We start from the raw sequence: 16,662 nt of genomic DNA, 5'->3' as shown, positions 1-16,662 counted from the left end.
ATGCGGCTTGCTTATCTCTCTGTGGCACTGCTCGCCCTGCTTGGCGGTTGCAGCAGCGGGCCGGCGGCCCCCACGCTGGAGTCCGGCACCATGCTGGTTCGTCCGATGGGCAACTGGACCTATGGTGCAACCCCGCGCTACGCCCTAGCCGAGCAGTATCAATTTGCCGGTGAGTTGGCGGAAGGGTGGCTGGAGCCAATGCAGCAGGCGGTAAGCCGGGAGCTTAATGGCAAGGGGTGGCAGAGTGCACCGCTCGACGAGGCGGATCTGTGGGTCGCCATCGGCGTCGCGGGCGGCAAGGATATGAGTGACGGCGAGATTTTCGCGCGCCTTGGCATGACACCCGGGGTATATGCCTCGGCCAACCAGCGCAAAGGGTCGCTGGCCATCGTGCTGCTCGATCGCAAAACCCAGAAAGCGGTCTGGAGCAGCATCATCCAGCTGACCAGCGACGTGAGCATTGCAGACAGCCAGCGTCAGGCACTCAGCCAGCAGCTCGCGACCGAGCTGCTCAATCGCGTCCCCACCAACTAACGCTTGTTTAGTGATAATGGATGGATAGAAAAACGGCTTGCCTCCCGGCAAGCCGTTTTTTGTGGTCTCAACCTCTTGACCCAATCCGGCCTTGGCCAGACCCCGACATAAAGCTGCACACCTTCAGATATCTGTGGTCACTTATTTAAGCGTACAGGTCAGCAGCGTGACTCCTTTCTGAGTGAGGAGGGCTTGTTTCTCCTGATTCCAGAAGGTGGTCAGGCCGTCAGAATATTTGGCGCCAGACTCTGACTCCACACGCGCCAGCTTGTGATAAACCCCGGCATAGGGGAACTGCACCATGTCGGCCTGGGCATCATAGGTAACGGCCAGCATCTCTTCGCCACACTGGTATTGGCTGTATTGATACTGGGTAGGTTGCGGGCTGCTGCACGCCACCAGACCCAAAAGGGGAAGCAGAGCGATCAATTTTTTCATTGCACTTTCCTTATGTAATGGCTTTATGTCATGGCCTTGTGCAGTGGCCTTACGTAACGGCCTTATGCCAGGGTACCAACGAAACTATCGTTATCAAGCTTCAACAATTTGATAACTATGGGTAATTTGTACCGCTTTTTCCAACATCAGGGAAACAGAACAGTATTTTTCCATCGACAGATCGACCGCTCTGGCCACCTGTTTCTCTGCCAATCCCTTGCCCGTCACCACGAAGTGCAGATTAATCTTCTCGAAAACCCGGGGCACGCTATCGACCCGTTCGCCACTGACATCGACATGGCATGCGGTCACAGACTGGCGCGCTTTTTCGAGGATGGAGACCACATCAATGGAGCTGCAGCCACCGACCGCCAGCAGGATCACCTCCATCGGGCTGGCCCCCTCACCGGGGTTGGCACCATCCAGGATCACCTTGTGACCGGATTCACTCTCACCCACAAACTTCATCCCTTCCACCCAGCTGACCTTGGCTTTCATCTCGCACTCTCTCCTGTTAATCATGATGATGGATCCCTAGCATAACCCAGTCGCTTATCTCTGCCGAACAGGGGGAGTTGGGATGGAAATAGATCAAAATCAACATCTCCGACCTCTATCTTCCCTAGAATGGCCGGAGCGGCGCAGCAGGCATTACTCAAAGGGCTCTGTCAAAAGCCCGCAAAGCCTTGTCAGCACAGGCAAAGGCTCTTATCCTACTGCGACCAATACAAGGAATGGCAAGATTGGCAGCTTGCCCGGACGCACAAGTCCATAAAAAGACACTACAGAGGAATTCTCATGGTCATTGGCAAACCGCAAAGCGATCCCACCCTGGAATGGTTCTTGTCGCACTGCCACATTCATAAGTATCCCGCCAAGAGCACCCTGATCCATGCGGGTGAAAAAGCGGAGACCCTCTACTACATCGTCAAGGGCACTGTGGCCGTCTTGATCAAGGACGATGAGGGCAAAGAGATGATCCTCTCCTATCTGAACCAGGGCGATTTCCTGGGCGAGATGGGGATGTTCGAGGAGAACGAGAACCCCGAGCGCTCCGCCTGGGTTCGCGCCAAAGGCTCTTGCGAAGTGGCAGAGATCTCCTACAAGAAGTTCCGCCAGCTGATCCAGGTCAACCCGGACATTCTGATGCGTCTCTCTGGCCAGATGGCCAAGCGCCTGCAACACACCAGCCAGAAAGTGGGTAACCTCGCCTTCCTGGATGTGACCGGCCGGATCGCCCAGACCCTGCTCAACCTGGCCAAACAGCCGGATGCCATGACCCACCCGGATGGCATGCAGATCAAGATCACCCGTCAGGAGATCGGCCAGATCGTCGGCTGCTCTCGTGAAACCGTGGGCCGCATCCTGAAGATGCTGGAAGAGCAGGAGCTCATCTCTGCTCACGGCAAGACCATTGTGGTATTTGGCACTCGCTGATGACCCGTCCGCAGGCCTGACTGAGGCCTTGGGATAAAAAAGGCTGCTACGGCAGCCTTTTTTGATCCTCTCCCCTATAATCCCGAACGCCCTTCACTGTTCCGGCATTCGCCCAGAGAGTTACTATGCACCTTCAATGTCCCCGCTGCCGCAGTCCGCTCCATCTTCATGAAGCCTCCCAGGGGCGCTATTGCGACAACAAGCATCACTTCGATCCGGCACCGGAAGGTTATCTGGATCTCATCCCCGGCAAGAAAAACCCCAAAGACAGCGACAGCCGTGCCCTGATGCGCGCCAAGCACCATTTCCTGGAAGCCGGCCACCAACTGCCGCTGGTTGAGGCCATGGCCGGCCTGCTCGCTCCGCTGGCCCCACAAGAGCTGATCCATCTTGGGTGCGGTGAAGGCTACTACTGCCGCGCGCTGGCAGAGCGCCTGCCCGGCTGGCAGTTTGCTGGGGTTGATATCGCCAAGAACACCATCTTTGCCGCCAAAAAAGCGCAGCCGGACGGCCAGTTTGTCATTGCCGATCCCGCCCGTGCACCGCTGCAACCGGGCTCTGCTCAGGTGCTGCTGGTCAACGATCTCAAGGTCAAGACAGAGCAGCTGGTCAGCTGGCTGGCGCCCGGTGGCTATCTGCTCTATCTGCAGCCCGGCCCGCGCCATCAGTGGCAACTGCGGGTCAGCCTCAACCCGGTGAGCATGGAACACCCCCTCAGCTGGCCAACCCTCGGCGGCCTCAATCCGGTGGCTCAACAGCGCTGCCAGTTCAGCCTCACCATGGATCAGGGCATGCGCAGCTTTATTCTGGAGACCAGCCGTCTCGGCTGGCGGGCAACCGGTGAGCAGCGTCACGCTTTCGCGCAACAGGGCCCGAGTGAACTGGAACAGGATCTGCTGCTGACCCTGTGGCAAAAGCCCCTCTGATCACTGGGGGGAGCCTTGCAAGGCTCCCCCCCCGTTTTTCCCGCCCCGCCCCATTCTCCCCTGCGTGATCTAGCTCACAACTTGAGCCATCGACCTTGTTGCTCAGAACAGCCTTGATGTCAAAAAAGTCACTAGAAAATAATTCATTGAATTTAATCTCTTTTTATCTTGTCAAAAACCGTCACACCCAGTCTTGATAACGACCGCGTCACCTCAATTAAACAACGATGGATTCAGGCCCAGTCAAGGTTGGGACGCCTACCGTGTGGCTATCGGACCATTTCCGATTTCACAGAACCGACAACAAGTTCGGAAGTGTTTACATCAGAGGAATAACGCATATGAAGAAGTCTGCACTGACTATTGCCATCTCCAGCCTGCTGCTGGCGAGCGGCGCCCATGCCGCTACCGTTTACAACCAGAACGATACCAAACTGGATATCGGCGGCCGTGCACAAGGTGCTTACTACGGTACTGACGACAACGGTTCCGAAGGTGACCAGAGCTACTTCCGTCTGCACGTTGCTGGCGAGACCAAGATTGCTCCCGAGATGAAGGCGTTCGGCTTTGCCGAGTACAACCTGCCGACTTCCGGTTCTGACAACGACGAGCTGCGTTATGCCTATGCCGGCATCAAGCACGACCGTTTCGGCGCATTCAGCTATGGTCGTCAGGATGGTCTGTTCACCAAGGCCGTCAACAACTACACCGACGTCCTGCCTGAGTGGGGCGGTGACGGCCTGGGCAAAGATACCGAAGTATTCGGCACCGGCCGTACCAACGGTTTGGCCCAGTACATCTACACCTATCAGGGTCTGACTCTGGGTGCCCAGTTCACCGGTAACAACGATCCGCAAAACGCCGGTCGCAGTGCAATCACTGAATCCTTCAACGGCAACACCTACAACGGCGAAAGCTGGAATAGCAAAGGTTCTGCTGAAGGCTTCGCAGTATCTGCCAACTACGATTTCGATATGGGCCTGAGCCTGGGTGCTGCCTATAACCAGGCTGGCAAGACTGACGAGCAAGCTCGCTATGCCGCCTTCGGTGGCGACAAGGATGCCAAGCTGATGGGCTTCGGTGCCAAATATGCAACTGGCGACCTCTACCTGGCTGCAACCTACTCCCACGGTGAAGACCACCTGTTCGTCAAGAACGGTTACGCCGAGAAGATGGATGGCTACGAAGCCGTTGCTCAGTACACCATCGGCAAGTTCAAGCCTTCTCTGGCCTACCTGCGCACTGACGTGAAAGACTCCGCTCGCGGTATCGATGATACCTACACCGAGTACGTATCTATCGGTGCCTGGTACAACTTCACCGAGAACTTCAACGCCTATGTTGATTACAAGCTGAACCTGCTGGACTCCGTAGATGGCAAGTCCACCAACTCTCTGGGCAAGAACACCGACGACGTAGTCGCGGTTGCCCTGCAGTACAACTTCTAAGTAATTGGAAGTCAGTTATACCCTGTGATACCAATGTCTACTGTTTGAATTACTTCCGGCCGCTCTGCGGCCGGTTTTTTTATTGCGCCTTTTCAGCACCTTGCATATAACTATCGAGCGGATTGATGGCAATATCCGCGCCGTTGACAGGGAGTGACAAGGAGATATTCACGGATGAGACAAGCGCGCGGGAACATAGACTGGCAACGCGGGTGGCTGTTGTTGCCACTGCTGTTGATATCGCTCATCTGGAGCAGCACGGCAGATGCCAGCTGGGATCAGAGCCTCTATCGTCAACTGGGTCTGGCCGGCAAGCTGGATAAACAGACCTTTCGTCAGGCACTCAACAGTTATCAAACTGTGCGCCACAAACGCAAACCCATTCTCACCATCATCGATTACAGCAAGCCATCCACCCAGCGCAGGCTGTTTGTCATCGATATGAAACGCCACAAGCTGCTCTATCACACCTGGGTCAGTCATGGCCGCAACTCAGGTGAACTGGCAGCAAAACACTTTTCCAACCAGCTCAACTCCCGCCAAAGTTCCCTTGGCGTCTATCGCACCGCAGAAACCTATCTGGGCAAGCATGGCTACTCCCTGCGGCTGGACGGACTCAGCCCCGGCAAGAACAGCAATGCCCGCAAGCGTGCCATCGTGGTACATGGCGCCGCCTATGCCAGCCCGACCCATCTGCGCAAATATGACAAGCTGGGCCGCAGCTGGGGTTGCCCCGCCCTGCCCAAAGAGCAGGCCAGGGCCATCATAGATACCATCAAGGGGGGGAGTGTCATCTACGCCCACGGCTAGCGGGCACAACACCAGAAAACGCAAGGCCAGCAATCGCTGGCCTTGTTTGTTACGCTTTTCACACTAAACGTGGCGCGTTATTGGCGCACCACCAGTACCGGACAGGGTGCATGACGCACCACAGACTCGGCGACACTGCCTACCAGCAGATGGCTGATACCGGAGCGACCGTGGCTGCCCATCACGATCAGCTCAACCTCATCCTCCTTGGCCTGAATGACAATCTCATCGGCGGCACGGCCAAAGCGAATATCAAAGGTGGCCGGGATCTGCAGGGTGGCAACCAGCTCTTTGAGCTGGGTTCTGGCCTGACGCTCCATCTCGTGAGTAATCTCGATGGCCGTCATATGAAGGATCTTGTAACTGTCAAAACCGTGCAGTTGATCAACCACGTGGATCAGCTTGAGCTGGGCCTGATGGCTCTGTGCCATGAAAACGGCATAGTCGAGTACCGCGCGAGACATTTGGGAAAAATCGACTGGACAGAGCAGAGTCTTGATCGATGGCATAATGCAGTCTCCTCTACTGATTGGGGTGCTATTGAATCTTTACTCGATCATAACGATCCGACCGCAAATAACCCTCGACCCTGTCGCAAAATGGAGATGCGGAATGTTTTCTCCGCCCGCCACTATCAATGGCATGGTATAAATCAGGTGATAAATGCTCTCCTCACCCCTGCGAGGATAATGCTGACCATGCTGCGCATCGGTTGTTTGCTGCTTTGCTCTCTGTGTGCGATCGCCCACGCTCGCACAGCCGATATTCACGTCTATTGCGATGGCTGGCCCGGTTTCTGCCAACCGGATGGCCGCGGTATCTATCTCGATCTGGTGCGAACCATCTACCAACCCCATGGCTACCAGATCGTGCCCCATATCGTGCCCTACAAACGCGCCGTCGCCATGGTAGCCAGGCAAGAGGGGGATATGGCCATGAGTGTCTATCGGGACGAGATCAAGGGGGTTAGGCAGCCCCATCAGCCAGCCTCCGCCGATGATGTGACCGTCTTCATGCTCAAGCAGTGGCAGCCGCAATGGCGGGGAGAGCGCAGCCTCGAGGGAGAGACCGTCCTCTGGCGGCGAGGATGGGTGCTGGATAAATATCTTCCGGTCACCATGCGGTGGCACGAGATCGACAACCATGAGATGGCCCTGCAGCTGATTGGCAAGGGGCGCTATCGCTATTACCTGACCGCTGGCGTGCTCCATTCCGCCGATGAGACCCCGGCCAATATGTACCGCACCATTTTGCGCTGGATACCGACTTATCCCATTTTTGCCGATACCGAGCAGGGCGACCGGCTACTGCAGTTGTGGGATCAGGAGATGGTGAATCTGATCCGTCGCGGCACGCTGGCCGAGATATATCGCCGTTATCACCTCTATGACTACTACCGCGACTTTCTCGAGGAGCAGGCGGTCAAGGTCGGCGAAAACTGATCCCACCATAGGGGAAAGAGAAGGATGCCGCAGCCCTGTCAACAGCGGCCACCGCCAGCAACCTGCCCATAAGCAACACCTTTTCATTGTGGTTTGAGTCACCGTAGCCACGCCACAACTCAGGATTGCCGGAACCCCTTCGCCAAGCGGTCATAGAGGATCACATTGACCGAGGCGGCCAGATTCATGCAGCCCTGAGTCGGCACATAGACCACATCTTTCACCGCGCCATAGAGGGCGGGATCGAGCGTACCATCCTCCGGCCCGAAGATATAAAAAGCGCGTTCCGGATGGACATAGTCGGGGAGCGGCGTAGCGCCGTCGATCAGATCGACCACCACGGGAACACACCCTTCCGGCATGAATTGCAGCAGATCATCAACCCCGAGCAACGGGATCTTCTCCACCATCTGCTTGGTATCGGTGGCAAAGCGGCGCGCCAGCTCGAAGCGGTTGCCGGTGTAGTAGACCTCATCCACCCCGTAGCAACCCGCAGCTCGCATCACGGCACCGACATTTTCCGGGGATTTGGGATTGACCAGCCCTACGCAGCAGAATGCTCTCTTTTCCATCATCTCTCCTCATCTTGCGGCGACCATTATAAGCCGCTGCGGGGTCATCGACCCGTTAAAAGTACCTCGCCAGGCTCAACGACTCGTCACCCCATCACGAATGTCGATTTTTTGTGCGCAAACCGACAAATCTTGTACAACTCGATAGCCAGCAAACGTTTCCCAGCAATAATAGACAAACGTTTGTAAATGGATGTTTGTCTATGACTGAGCGTGAACAAGAGATCCTCGCCCTGCTGCGTCAGGATCCCATGATTGCCCAGCAGGATCTGGCCGATCGCCTCGGCATCAGCCGCTCCGCGCTGGCCAGCCACATCTCCAGCCTGATCCGGCAGGGATATGTGCAAGGCAGAGGTTATGTACTGCGAGAAGGCCCCTACGTAGTGGTGATCGGCGGTGCCAATATGGATATTTGTGGCACCAGCCACGACAACCTGCTGCTCGGTGACTCCAACCCGGGCAAAGTGCGCACTTCAGCCGGTGGTGTCGGCCGCAATATCGCCGAGAATCTGGCGCGATTAGGGAGCGATACCCGGTTGCTGACTGCCGTCGGCAACGACCAGTATGGTCACCATCTGCTAGAGGTGAGTCAACGAGCCGGCGTCGATGTACGCCAGACCCTGGTGCTCGATGGTCACGCGACCTCCTGCTACCTCAGCATTCACGATGGGAGCGGTGAAATGAGCTGCGCCATTAACGACATGGCTATCATAGAGCAGCTCACCCCTGCCCGCCTGACCCCCCTTGGCGGCTTTCTCGGGGGTGCCAAGCTCTGGGTGCTCGACACCAATCTGGCCATCCACACCCTCGACTGGCTGTTCGAACGACAGGGGGATCACGCCATCTTTGTCGATACCGTCTCGGTGGCCAAGGTGGAGAAGATCCGCCCCTGGCTCGGCAAGATCCACACCCTCAAACCCAATCGCAGCGAGGCTGAGCAGCTGTGTGGCATGACCATCGCCGGGCCAGACTCTTGGCCCATGGTAGCCGCCTGGTTCCACCGCGCCGGAGTCAAGCGATTGTTCCTCAGTCTGGGTGAGCAGGGGATCTTCTATAGCGACGGCGAGCAGCAGGGCCACCTGCCGATACTGGGCAGCCCGGTGCTCAACGTCACCGGTGGCGGGGATGCCTTTATGGCCGGCCTCGCCCACGCCTGGCTGCAAGATCTCGATATCACACAGACCACCCGTTTTGCCCTGGGCTGTGCCGCCCTCACCGTCAATTGTTCCGATACCGTTTTTTCCGGTCTCTGCAAAACCGCCGTTGACCGCATACTGGAGGAGTACCCATGCTGAATACTTACCTCGATATCCAACCGGAAGTTGCTGCCGCGCTGGCCGCTGGCAAACCGGTGGTTGCCCTCGAATCCACCATTATCTCCCACGGCATGCCCTATCCGCAGAACGTGGAGACGGCCCGTCAGGTAGAGCAAGTGGTACGCGATAACGGCGCTATTCCAGCCACTATCGCCATCCTCGACGGCCGCCTCAAGGTGGGTCTCGATGCGGGGGCTCTGGAAGCGCTGGGCCGGGCAGGCCACGACGTAACCAAGTGCAGCCGCCGCGACATTCCGTTCGTACTGGCGCGCAAGGGGATGGGGGCCACCACGGTCGCCTCGACCATGATCATCGCTGCTATGGCGGGGATCCGGGTCTTTGCCACCGGTGGCATTGGCGGGGTACATCGCGGCGCGCAGGAGACCTTCGATATCTCGGCCGATCTGCAGGAGCTGGCGCAAACGCCGGTAGCCGTAGTCTGTGCCGGTGCCAAGTCGATCCTCGATATCGGCCTGACGCTGGAGTATCTGGAGACGCAAGGGGTGCCGGTGATCGGCTATCAGACCGAAGAGTTGCCCGCCTTCTACACCCGCGAGAGCGGCTTCAAGGTCGATTATCGCCTCGATACCCCGGCAGCCATCGCCGAGGCGCTTCGCCTCAAGTGGGAGCTGGGACTGGCGGGCGGCGCCGTAGTGGCCAACCCCATCCCGACCGCACACGCCATGCCAAAAGCCGATATCGACGCAGCTATTGCCCAAGCGCTGCGTGAAGCGGATGAGCAGGGGATCAAGGGCAAGGCGTCAACCCCCTTCCTGCTGGCCCGCGTCTGCGAGCTGACTGGCGGCAACTCGCTGGCGGCCAACATCCAGCTGGTACTGAACAACGCGGCGCTCGGCGCCCGGATCGCCGCCAGCCTCTGATCGCACGCCGATACCTCGCCATGTAAAAGAGGGCCTGACGGCCCTCTTGTTGTGTTTGCTATCTACTGCGCTATTGCAACACCGTGTTATTGCAGTACCACGCGTCCATTGAGCGGTTGCACTGGCCGGTTGTTGGGGTGGTGCATCACCGCCTTGAAGGCGTCGATCTGGGCCTGACTTACCTCAACCGGCTGCTTCATCACCAGCCAGCGCACTCCTTCCGAGCAGGGGGGGGTAGTAAGGGAACCGCTGAAGCGATAGTAGTCACGACTCTCGGGCAGCAGTTGCTCAGCCGAGAGTGGCGCCTTGAGGGCCTGTATCTCCCCCACCTTGGCAGGTAGTCCACCCCAGGCTGCCGCCAGCGCCGGATTGGCCTTGCCAGCCTCGAACATCACCGCCACCACGGCAATCTCTCCCTTGTCACTGACATGCACCAGATGCCCTTCCAGCGGATAGGATTTGCCCTCGATGAGGTTCTCACTCGGGGCGTGGAAGTGAAACTGCTTTAGTTCAAACCTGGTGCCATCGAGTTGCAAGGTGCTGCCCGGGGCATAACCGACCTGCACGGTGTGACCGTTGTTGACCACTGTGTTGCCACCCGCCTTATAGTGGAGTACCAGCGGGGCCAGTTTGGCCTCGACCAATCCGCTCAGGTCAACCGGCGACTGATTGCTGCCCGCACACTGGCCAAACTCCGGGGTCAGCTTGGCCCAGTGGGCAGGTCCCGCCTCACCGCTATATTCCCAATGGGGGGCGGCAGCAAACACGACAGGGCACAGCAACAGGGAGCAGGCCAACAGAGACTTTCTCATCATACATCCTTATCTTGATTGAAAAGCACGACCATCCGGCGCCGCTCCAAAGAACAAGACGACAGAGGGTGTTGAAACGCAGGGTACAATTTGCTCATCCTGTCGGTTTATTATTAATGATGCATTTGATAGGTATTTATTTAACGGCAGAATGGCAAAGCATATTGAATAATCGCTTTATTCAATGACAGCAATCTAATTAATCGCCTGTTCATTTTCTTTGCTTCGCACATAATCCAGACATGATGCTAATTCCATACTCTCCTCTTAATTATCCTGCCCTCATTTTGCCAAAAATCATATGTGATTGTTTTTATTGTAAATAGTCAAGCAAGTCTGATTTTGATCAATTAATGAACAGCGCTTTGACGTCATCCTTGTCTTGCTGGCATAAACAGCATCAAGGGAGATGACGCAATGAGAAAATATTGTTTGCTAGTGGCACTGATATTACCCAGTGCCGGTTGGGCGAATGAACCCATACAGCCCGTGGAACCAGCCAAGGTGACAAACCCGGAAAAAGTCGAATTGGGCAAGATGCTGTTTTTCGAGCCAAGACTCTCCAAATCCGGCGCAATCTCTTGTAACTCTTGCCATAACCTGGCGACCGGTGGGGTGGATAATCAAGTCAGCTCACTCGGCCATAAATGGAAAGTGGGCCCTATTAATTCACCGACCGTACTCAACTCCAGCCTCAACTTCGTGCAGTTCTGGGATGGTCGCGCCAAGGATCTGAAAGAGCAGGCGGCGGGCCCCATCGCCAACCCGCTGGAGATGGCATTTACCCACAATCTGGCGGTAGAAACTCTGCATACCCTGCCTGGTTATCGCACCCGCTTCAGCGCTGTTTATGGCAAGGACAATTTCGGCATTGACGAAGTCACCGATGCCATCGCTGCTTTTGAAGAGACCCTGGTTACCCCCAATGCCCCGTTTGACCGCTGGTTGAAAGGGGATAGCAAGGCACTGACCGCACAACAGCTGAAAGGGTATGAACTGTTCAAAGCCAAAGGATGCACGGCATGCCACAACGGGGTCGCTATCGGCGGCAACTCTTATCAGAAGATGGGACTGGTCAAGAGTTACAAAACGGACAACCCGGCTCAGGGTCGCGGGGCAGTCACCGGAGAGAAGCAGTTCATCGGCTGGTTCAAGGTACCCACACTGCGTAATATCGAGCTGACTTATCCCTACTTCCACGATGGCGCAGTATGGGATCTGAAGGAGGCAGTCCAGATCATGGCTGATATCCAGCTGGGGCAGCGCCTCACAGATCAGGAAGCCGAAGATATGACTGCCTACCTCAAGAGCCTGACCGGTGAGCAGCCGCAGATCGTGTTGCCACAACTCCCACCGTCACAACCTGATACCCCCAAACCAGAGGTAAAAAGCTGATAAAAAACAACAGGGGCCGTGGCCCCTGTTGTCTGCTACCTTACCGGACGATTCAGCGATCCCGATTCAGGGTGATCAGACGATCAAGAATCGCTTCACCATCGGCACGCAAACCGTTGTGCTCATACTCATTGGTGATCCAGGCGCGACTGTTGCCAAGGCCACGCAGGGTTTCACGACTGTAGTCAAACTCCACATACATATCCTCGGCATAGACGGCACAGGCTACCGGCACCTGGTTGCGGGCAAGCTGGGCCGGCTCATAGAGCGCCCCCCAGTCCGCCTTGTTGGCCAGCAGATGAGCCGCCTCTTTCAGGGGCAGCAACTCGCGGAACTGCTCGAACATCCAGGGGTAAACCATCTCGCCGGTGAAGGTGAAATCCTTGCCGGGCGCCCAGTTCACCGCCGGGAATTCCACTCTGACCCGATCAGCCGCCCAGCAAGTCGCCTCCCCTTCGGCGTAGATAGCCTCGTGCAGAATGGCAAACAGCGGGTTGGTATTGAATGGCTGCATGCTCTGCACCTGATAGAGAAAGGCCGGGCTCAGCTTGTCACCGATAAAGGCCTCCTCCAGCAGGTAATAAAGCTCCTCAAAGGCACCCGTAGCACCGAGATCCAGCCCCTGCTGCTGGAACTGCTCCACCGTCAGGCGCTGGCCGTTGGGCAGTCGCACATCGTGCTGATGCAGATGATTGGCCAGCCGGTTGGCAATCCCCTGAGCGTGGGGGAAGCGGGCGAAGAAAGCACGGTTCTTGTCAGCCACCCGCAGATAGGTGGCGCGGTAGACCTCCTCGGCACTGCGGCCGATCGGTGCGATACCACCGGTGATATAGACCTCCCGCAGACTATCGGGGAAGAGCGAGAGATAGGTCAGGCAGCAAAAACCACCAAAGCTTTGCCCCAGCAGGCTCCAGCGATGCTTGGGGCTGAGCTCCTGCCGGATGAACTCGGCATCTTGCACTATGCTGTCGGCGCGAAAATGGCCGAGATACTCCGCCTGCTCGGCCGGGGTCATTTTGGCCAGAATCTGCCCGTGGATGGGGCTCGACATCCCGGTGCCACGCTGATCCAGCAGCAGCACTCGGAACTCCTGCAACGCCCGCTTGAGCCAGCCACTGTTAGCCGTCGGGCGCGGCGCCCCGAATCCCGGCCCCCCTTGCAGAAAAAGCAGCCAGGGCAACTTCTCATCGAGCTTGTCTTTACGGCAGAGGGTACGGGCAAACAGAGTAATGCTGTCGCCATCCGGCTCATCATGATCGAGGGGAACGGTAAAAAAGTGCGGCTCGCAATGAATGCCGTCCAATACATAGCTCAAGGGGCTGCTCATCTGGGATCTCTCCATCAGGATGGGAACATCATTGACCCCATCATATCCTCGCCCAGCCACAGGGTCACTCCGGTTTTCCAAAATGTTAACAATGGCTTAAAGGTCGAATCATCACCCGACAAGCCGCTCTTCAACGCTGCTGAATTAATTGTTTTGCGGGGGAGATTGACGCCATGGCGCCATTCAACAAAGATGGCTCGCCTGCACAGGAGTGCAGCCATTCAGGCCGACAAAATGGATAAGGGAATGTGATGAAACCGAAGTGGATCAGGGCCAGAAAAAAGAGAAGAAGCCATGCCCTGGCAGCATGTTGCAGACCGGAATGCTGCTGTTCAGTGCCACCTGTGGCGCGACGCTCTTTTTGGCAGCATGCAACAGCAACTAGAAATGAAAAAGCCCGCTCGATTGAGCGGGCTTTTCGAATTTGGCTCCTCCTACTGGACTTGAACCAGTGACATACGGATTAACAGTCCGCCGTTCTACCGACTGAACTAAGGAGGAATTATGGTGCCCAGAGACGGAATCGAACCGCCGACACGGGGATTTTCAATCCCCTGCTCTACCGACTGAGCTATCTGGGCAACGGCGCGCATTAAACCCTTTCCAGCGCAGAGTGTCAACCATGATGGCACGATAAAAAGCGCGTTCGCTCAACAACCGAACGAAGCGACCATTTATTATCCATTTCAGTCCTGTTTGCCATACTTGCTGGCCTCTGAACACCCTGCAGGCTGCGCCAATATGATGGAAATTCGAGGTTCAGTGGGTCCGCCGCATTGAGCCGAATCCACTCTGCGAGTATGCTTTGCCGCAATGATACCGCCTGGAGGCAACATGAGTCTGAATATGCAAGAGTGGCGTGATGAGACCACCGAGATCGTCAACGAACTGCTGGCCGATGGCAGTAATCCCGATGCGGATTACGACATCGAGCACCACTTCGCCTGCCAGGATTTCGACCGTCTGGAAAAAGCAGCGGTTGACCTGTTCAAGGCCGGTTTTGAAGTGACCGATGCCGAAGAGATGGAACTGGATGACGGCGCCACCATCTTCTGCTTCGATGCCACCATCGAGTGCAAGCTGAATGTCGAAGCGATCGTCGCCGATATCGCCAAGATGCTGCCCATCCTGGAAAAATATGGGGTGGATTACGATGGTTGGGGCACCTACTTCCAGGATTGATCCTGCCTCCATCGTAAAACAACAAGGCCACCTTGCGGTGGCCTTGCTGTTTCTGACGAGCTTTCACGCCAGATAGCTGGCAGCAAACTCCGCCGGCGGCAGGGGGCGACTGAACAGATAGCCCTGTAGCCGATCACAACCCGCCTCGGTCAGCCACAGCTGCTGCTCGGGTGTCTCTACCCCTTCGGCAGTGATGCGGATCCCGAGCTCATGGCCCAATCCGATGACCGAACGCACGATAGCGGTGGTCGCGCTATTGCTGGCGAGCCCCTGAGTGAAGCTGCGATCCAGCTTGAGGGTCGCCACCTGCAACCGCGGCAGATAGGCCAGCGAGCAGTAACCGGTACCAAAGTCGTCGATGGCCAGCTGAAAACCGGCGGCGATCAGGTTGTCGAGATTGGTCTCAATCTCGTCGGCATTTTCCATCAGTACCCCTTCGGTGATCTCCAGCTCCAGCTGACTGGCCTTGAGACCATGGCGAGCGATGCAGGCAGAGACCCGCTCACAGAGCGCCGGATCACGGAACTGCAGCGGCGAGAGGTTGATGGAGAGCACCATATCCGGCTGCGCAGTTTGCCACTGCGCCAGCTGGGCACAGCCCTGCTCCAGCATCAGCTGGCCAAGCTGACCGATGATCCCCATCTCTTCCGCCAACGGAATGAATTCGTCGGGGGAGATCATCCCAAGCTCTGGGTGGGGCCAGCGACAGAGCAGTTCGGCGCCATGCAGCCGGTGAGTGCGGGTACAGATGATGGGCTGATAGACAGCAACCAGCTGGGCGGACTTGATAGCGAGCGGCAACTGGGCGGCGATCAACTGACGCCGCTTGAGCCGGGCATGCAGCTCGGGATCAAACAGGGTGCAGTACTGCTGCTGCCGTTTGCCCTGCGCCAGCGCAGCCTCGGCATGACTGAGCAACCGCTCGGCATCGCTTGCCCGCCCCTGGGCCAGCCCCAGAAACACCGGGATCTGGATGCGATGATCTTCCACCTGATAGTGCTCCATCAACTGCTGCTGCAGATGCTGGCTCCACCCCTGCAATGGCTCGTTGAAGTCCGGCAGCAGCAGGCTGAAGTCATCGGCAGCGACCCGGCAGAGCAGGGAACGCGGCGGCACCAGCTGCTGCAACCGCTTGGCCACCTGGCTCAGCAAGCGGTCGGCAATCCGGATCCCGAAGCGATCGTTGATCTCACGAAAATGGTGCAGATCGACCAGCACCAATGTGGCACTGCGTCCCCCAAGATGGCGGCTGGTCTGCAAGAACCGGGAGAGTTTGAGCAGTCCAGTCAGACTGTCGTAGTGCTGCTCCTGCTGCAACTGCGCCTGAGTGGTGCGCAGGCCGGTAATGTCACGCCCCAGCGTCAGGATCCCGAGGGAGTGGCCGTCACCATCGGGGACATCGACCCGGGTGATCTCCATGTGTCGCCCCTGCCCGCTGGCATCCAGCAGACAGCACTCGCCATGCCCCATCCCCTGCGGCGCCGCCAACCGGAACGGCAGCTGCTGACCCAGCACCTCATCCGCCCCTTGGCCGATAAAGTCGAGAAACGCCTGATTGCACTCCAGCAACACCCCGTTGTGATCATCAAAACGGATCAGGTCAGGAATGGCATCGAGCAGAAAACGCTGCAGCAACTGCTGCTGTTTGACCGTTTGTTCCAGGCTCTTGCGCTGGGCAATCTCATTAACCACCCCGAACACTGCGCAAGCTTCCCCCTGCGGAGTGTAAAGAGGCACCTTGTGCACCTCCATCCAGCAGGTATTCCCGCCCCGGTTGCAATGAAGCTGCTGATACAGCATCGGCACGCCTCCGGCAAGCAGCTGCTCATCCTCACTGCGAAAGAGATCGCCCCATGGCATCTCTGCATCTGTCTTGCCGACTACCTCGGCAGGCGACTCCAGCTTGGCTTCACGGGCGAACTCACGATTGGCGAACAGGTAACACCCATGACTATCTCGACAGAAGATACTCATTGGCAATTGGTCGATGATCTGCTGCAGCAGATCCGGGGTGAGCATGTTGGTCACAGGGGTGCTTATGGAGGAATTTCGAGCAAATCTATGATAGCAAACCAATTTTGTAAAGCACCCCGATCACCTCCCCATAACATCGAACGCTGGATGGTTGCTGACAGAGATTGT

Annotated in this window: 17 protein-coding genes and 2 tRNA genes; 10 read left to right on the top strand and 9 right to left on the bottom strand. The window is 57.1% G+C overall.

Translation table 11 applies throughout. The features are described 5' to 3' along the window. On the top strand, positions 1-534 hold the full coding sequence (locus ACTG2T_RS14095; protein ID WP_107684273.1) for a DUF4136 domain-containing protein: 534 nt from the start codon (positions 1-3) through the stop codon (positions 532-534). Between the two features lie 141 nt (positions 535-675). Here the strand turns inward: ACTG2T_RS14095 and ACTG2T_RS14090 are convergent, their stop codons facing one another. Next, positions 676-972 (bottom strand): MliC family protein, encoded by a 297-nt coding sequence (locus ACTG2T_RS14090; RefSeq protein WP_330125666.1) that lies wholly within the window; start codon positions 970-972, stop codon positions 676-678. Positions 973-1,065: 93 nt separating this feature from the next. Next, entirely contained in the window at positions 1,066-1,470 is a 405-nt protein-coding gene (locus ACTG2T_RS14085; protein WP_144714553.1) for an OsmC family protein, read from the bottom strand. Positions 1,471-1,770: 300 nt separating this feature from the next. Here ACTG2T_RS14085 and crp point away from each other — a divergent pair, with 300 nt between their 5' ends. The 4 genes from crp to ACTG2T_RS14065 all read left to right on the top strand — a co-directional run bounded on the left by crp (position 1,771) and on the right by ACTG2T_RS14065 (position 5,593). Next, positions 1,771-2,409, top strand: a complete 639-nt coding sequence (gene crp, locus ACTG2T_RS14080; protein ID WP_005335304.1) for a cAMP-activated global transcriptional regulator CRP — start codon at positions 1,771-1,773, stop codon at positions 2,407-2,409. 125 nt (positions 2,410-2,534) lie between these two features. Further along, positions 2,535-3,335: a putative RNA methyltransferase gene (locus ACTG2T_RS14075; RefSeq protein ID WP_330125667.1), complete on the top strand. Its 801-nt coding sequence runs from the start codon at positions 2,535-2,537 to the stop codon at positions 3,333-3,335. Between the two features lie 341 nt (positions 3,336-3,676). Then, on the top strand, positions 3,677-4,783 hold the full coding sequence (locus tag ACTG2T_RS14070; RefSeq protein ID WP_181269979.1) for a porin: 1,107 nt from the start codon (positions 3,677-3,679) through the stop codon (positions 4,781-4,783). A gap of 174 nt (positions 4,784-4,957) precedes the next feature. Next, positions 4,958-5,593, top strand: coding sequence for a murein L,D-transpeptidase catalytic domain family protein (locus ACTG2T_RS14065; protein ID WP_005354246.1), 636 nt, complete (start codon positions 4,958-4,960; stop codon positions 5,591-5,593). 77 nt (positions 5,594-5,670) lie between these two features. Here ACTG2T_RS14065 and ACTG2T_RS14060 read toward each other — a convergent pair whose 3' ends face one another. Beyond that, positions 5,671-6,102: a universal stress protein gene (locus ACTG2T_RS14060; protein ID WP_151286059.1), complete on the bottom strand. Its 432-nt coding sequence runs from the start codon at positions 6,100-6,102 to the stop codon at positions 5,671-5,673. A gap of 189 nt (positions 6,103-6,291) precedes the next feature. Between ACTG2T_RS14060 and ACTG2T_RS14055 the strand changes: the two genes are divergently transcribed. Continuing rightward, positions 6,292-7,035: a substrate-binding periplasmic protein gene (locus tag ACTG2T_RS14055; protein ID WP_330125671.1), complete on the top strand. Its 744-nt coding sequence runs from the start codon at positions 6,292-6,294 to the stop codon at positions 7,033-7,035. 119 nt (positions 7,036-7,154) lie between these two features. On the opposite strand, the gene ACTG2T_RS14050 is transcribed toward ACTG2T_RS14055, so the two are convergent. Then, a complete protein-coding gene (locus tag ACTG2T_RS14050) occupies positions 7,155-7,607 on the bottom strand; it encodes an RNA methyltransferase (RefSeq protein WP_330125672.1) in 453 nt (150 codons plus the stop codon). Between the two features lie 203 nt (positions 7,608-7,810). On the opposite strand from ACTG2T_RS14050, the gene ACTG2T_RS14045 reads away from it, so the two are divergent. Both ACTG2T_RS14045 and ACTG2T_RS14040 read left to right on the top strand, forming a co-directional pair. Beyond that, positions 7,811-8,902, top strand: a complete 1,092-nt coding sequence (locus ACTG2T_RS14045) for a PfkB family carbohydrate kinase (protein ID WP_227342030.1) — start codon at positions 7,811-7,813, stop codon at positions 8,900-8,902. Beyond that, positions 8,896-9,804: a pseudouridine-5'-phosphate glycosidase gene (locus ACTG2T_RS14040; protein WP_330125668.1), complete on the top strand. Its 909-nt coding sequence runs from the start codon at positions 8,896-8,898 to the stop codon at positions 9,802-9,804. Before ACTG2T_RS14045 ends, ACTG2T_RS14040 begins: the two co-directional genes overlap by 7 nt. An 86-nt stretch (positions 9,805-9,890) precedes the next feature. On the opposite strand, the gene ACTG2T_RS14035 is transcribed toward ACTG2T_RS14040, so the two are convergent. After that, positions 9,891-10,616 carry a carbonic anhydrase gene (locus tag ACTG2T_RS14035; RefSeq protein ID WP_330125673.1) on the bottom strand — a complete coding sequence of 242 codons (726 nt, stop codon included), beginning with the start codon at positions 10,614-10,616 and terminating at the stop codon, positions 9,891-9,893. Between the two features lie 417 nt (positions 10,617-11,033). Between ACTG2T_RS14035 and ACTG2T_RS14030 the strand changes: the two genes are divergently transcribed. Beyond that, positions 11,034-12,011 (top strand): cytochrome-c peroxidase, encoded by a 978-nt coding sequence (locus tag ACTG2T_RS14030; protein ID WP_100645216.1) that lies wholly within the window; start codon positions 11,034-11,036, stop codon positions 12,009-12,011. Positions 12,012-12,063: 52 nt separating this feature from the next. Here the strand turns inward: ACTG2T_RS14030 and ACTG2T_RS14025 are convergent, their stop codons facing one another. The 3 genes from ACTG2T_RS14025 to ACTG2T_RS14015 form a co-directional block, all read right to left on the bottom strand. Next, positions 12,064-13,338 (bottom strand): alpha/beta fold hydrolase, encoded by a 1,275-nt coding sequence (locus ACTG2T_RS14025; protein ID WP_330125669.1) that lies wholly within the window; start codon positions 13,336-13,338, stop codon positions 12,064-12,066. Between the two features lie 425 nt (positions 13,339-13,763). Further along, a tRNA-Asn gene (locus ACTG2T_RS14020) sits at positions 13,764-13,839 on the bottom strand. A gap of 4 nt (positions 13,840-13,843) precedes the next feature. Further along, positions 13,844-13,919: transfer RNA gene (locus tag ACTG2T_RS14015), tRNA-Phe, on the bottom strand. Positions 13,920-14,184: 265 nt separating this feature from the next. Between ACTG2T_RS14015 and rraB the strand changes: the two genes are divergently transcribed. Then, a complete protein-coding gene (gene rraB, locus ACTG2T_RS14010) occupies positions 14,185-14,520 on the top strand; it encodes a ribonuclease E inhibitor RraB (RefSeq protein WP_026034893.1) in 336 nt (111 codons plus the stop codon). A 63-nt stretch (positions 14,521-14,583) separates the two neighbouring features. Here the strand turns inward: rraB and ACTG2T_RS14005 are convergent, their stop codons facing one another. Beyond that, positions 14,584-16,539 (bottom strand): sensor domain-containing protein, encoded by a 1,956-nt coding sequence (locus ACTG2T_RS14005; RefSeq protein ID WP_330125674.1) that lies wholly within the window; start codon positions 16,537-16,539, stop codon positions 14,584-14,586. Positions 16,540-16,662: the final 123 nt, after the last annotated feature.

Source organism: Aeromonas sp. 75A, assembly GCF_051919425.1.
Taxonomy (GTDB): Bacteria; Pseudomonadota; Gammaproteobacteria; order Enterobacterales; family Aeromonadaceae; genus Aeromonas; species Aeromonas veronii.
The sequence above is the reverse complement of the archived record's forward strand: the minus strand, read 5'-3'. Positions and strand labels throughout refer to the sequence as shown.